Origin of the sequence: Citrobacter sp. W9, from assembly GCF_026719375.1 — a bacterium.
Lineage (GTDB): Bacteria > Pseudomonadota > Gammaproteobacteria > Enterobacterales > Enterobacteriaceae > Citrobacter > Citrobacter werkmanii.
In genome coordinates, this window is the sequence record NZ_JAPPTE010000062.1 from 1 (window position 1) to 2,211 (window position 2,211).

Below are 2,211 nucleotides of genomic sequence, written 5' to 3' on the forward strand. Positions count from 1 at the left end.
TAAATCCAGCCCGTGAAGCCTGACCCTTTCATCACACACAGCGCCATCCGAAGTATCGGAGGTGAGGCTATGACCAGAATGAGCACCATTTACAGCAGACTTTCATATGGAACAGGTACCACGCTGACCGGCTGCGGTGTATCAGCGAAGGCATACGCCGAAACAGCTAAAACAGCAAAAGAGGTGTCCTGGATGTTGGCCGACAGAATTGCAGGGTTAAGCCTGAGCGACTGGGCAATTATTGTCGGTATCGCATGTACAGTTATCACCTGTGCAGTGAACTGGTATTACAGGAAAAAGGAAAGGGAGGACCGGCTTAATGGCAATGTCACCAAAGCTGAAGAATAAACTGAGCGCAGCGGTCGTTGGTTTGATTCTTGCCGGGGCTTCCGCGCCCGTTATTCTCGATCAGTTTCTTAATGAGAAAGAGGGTAACAGCCTTACGGCATACCGCGACGGTGGCGGACTCTGGACCATTTGCCGTGGCGCCACGATGGTTGATGGTAAGCCAGTAGTTCAGGGCATGAAGCTGTCTTCTGAGAAATGCGCCCAGGTAAACGCCATAGAACGCGACAAAGCGCTGGCGTGGGTTGAGCGAAATATCAAGGTACCACTGACCGAACCACAGAAAGCCGGGATCGCGTCTTTCTGCCCATATAACATCGGCCCCGGAAAATGTTTCCCATCTATGTTCTATAAGCGGATCAATGCGGGCGACCGTAAAGGTGCATGTGAAGCGATCCGCTGGTGGATAAAAGACGGTGGCCGCGATTGTCGCCTGACCAAAGGGCAGAAGAATGGCTGCTATGGGCAGGTAGAAAGACGGGACCAGGAAAGCGCGTTGACGTGCTGGGGGATAGACCAGTGAACAAAAGCCTCGTTGTTGTTGGGATGGCAGCAATCATCTTCATCGCGGTGCTCTGTGTACTACTGGCGCGCAGCAATGCAGCGCTGACCACGTCAGAGAGTGACAACCGAATACTGCGCAACGATAACGCACTGCAGGCAACGGTGATAACTACCCAGGCATTCAACTTCAACCGGTTTAACCAGGTAGCGGAGAACGCCAGTCGCCTGAACTCGCTGATTGATGCCGGAACCGAAAAGACCGTTATCGAATACCGGGAGATTCTTCGCCGTGAAAAAACCTGTGATCTGCCTGTTCCTGCTAATGTCGCTGGTGGGCTGCTCAACTACGCGAATCGTTTACGTGCCAGCGCAATGCACCCCGATTCCGGGAACGCTGACGCAACCGGTGATAGCGCCACTGCCGCCAGCCCAATAACGTACTGTCAGGCTGTGCTGTGGATTAACCCGCTGCTGGCCGCTATCGAAAAAGCGAATAGCCAACTGGCTGGGATACGGGAAATAGAGAAAACCAGAGCCTCGCAATAGCGGGGCTTTTTAATGCGCATCGCACGCGCACATCAAAGAAAGTCTTTCAGCTGTGAGCCTGGGCAAACCGTTAACTTTCGGCGGCTTCGCCGTGCGACAGGCTCACGCCTAAAAGGAAATCGCTATGCAATTTGGCAAAAAATCAAAGTCAGGGTTGAGGGCGTTTATTCGTAATGACGGAACGATGCTCATCAGCGATAAAAAGGGAAAAGCACGCATTGTTATGGGTGTACTTGGTGACGATAAACATGTCTTACGCAGTGGTCGTCCTTCTACCTTCAACCAGTTAGGCCGCGCTTAAAAAGGAGTGAATAATGGCTGAGAAAATTATTACGCTATCTGGCGCTGCTACTGACGTGCTCTATGCACTATTTTACCGCGGGGCATTGCTGTCTGGTGACCTGCCGTCTAAATCTGGTGCCGCCGAACTTCGCGAGCTGGGCTTTGCCGAAACCAGATACACAGCGACGGAATACCAGAAAGAAAATCACTTTACCTTTCTGACATCAGAAGGGCAGAAATTTGCCGTAGAACACCTGGTCAATACGCGTTTTGGTGAGCAGCAATATTGCACCTCGATGACGCTTGGTATTGAGATTGATACCTCTGCCGCACAGAAGGAAATCGACGAGCTGGACCAGCGCATTCGTGACACCGTCTCCTTCGAACTCATTCGCAATGGAGTGCCATTCATCAAGGACGCCACTATCGCCAGTGGTGCTATCCAAGCAGCGGCAATCGAAACACCTGAGCCGGTGACCAATATCTACAACATCAACCTTGGTATCCAGCGTGATGAGCCGGTGCAGAACAAGG

The 2,211-nt window shown here is 52.0% G+C and carries 5 protein-coding genes; all 5 read left to right on the forward strand.

Going from position 1 to position 2,211, the window contains the following annotated elements; translation table 11 throughout:
* Nucleotides 1-69 precede the first annotated feature (69 nt).
* Nucleotides 70-348 carry a phage holin gene (locus OOJ59_RS27750; protein ID WP_003832349.1) on the forward strand — a complete coding sequence of 93 codons (279 nt, stop codon included), beginning with the start codon at nt 70-72 and terminating at the stop codon, nt 346-348.
* Nucleotides 320-868, forward strand: coding sequence for a lysozyme (locus OOJ59_RS27755; RefSeq protein ID WP_268063553.1), 549 nt, complete (start codon nt 320-322; stop codon nt 866-868). The genes OOJ59_RS27750 and OOJ59_RS27755 overlap by 29 nt, the downstream gene beginning before the upstream one ends.
* Before the next feature lie 23 nt (nt 869-891).
* Nucleotides 892-1,395 carry a hypothetical protein gene (locus OOJ59_RS27760; RefSeq protein WP_268063555.1) on the forward strand — a complete coding sequence of 168 codons (504 nt, stop codon included), beginning with the start codon at nt 892-894 and terminating at the stop codon, nt 1,393-1,395.
* A gap of 124 nt (nt 1,396-1,519) precedes the next feature.
* Nucleotides 1,520-1,696 (forward strand): hypothetical protein, encoded by a 177-nt coding sequence (locus OOJ59_RS27765; RefSeq protein ID WP_205461449.1) that lies wholly within the window; start codon nt 1,520-1,522, stop codon nt 1,694-1,696.
* Nucleotides 1,697-1,709: 13 nt separating this feature from the next.
* Nucleotides 1,710-2,211: Fur-regulated protein (locus OOJ59_RS27770; protein ID WP_268063554.1), on the forward strand; the 502-nt coding region annotated here is incomplete at its 3' end.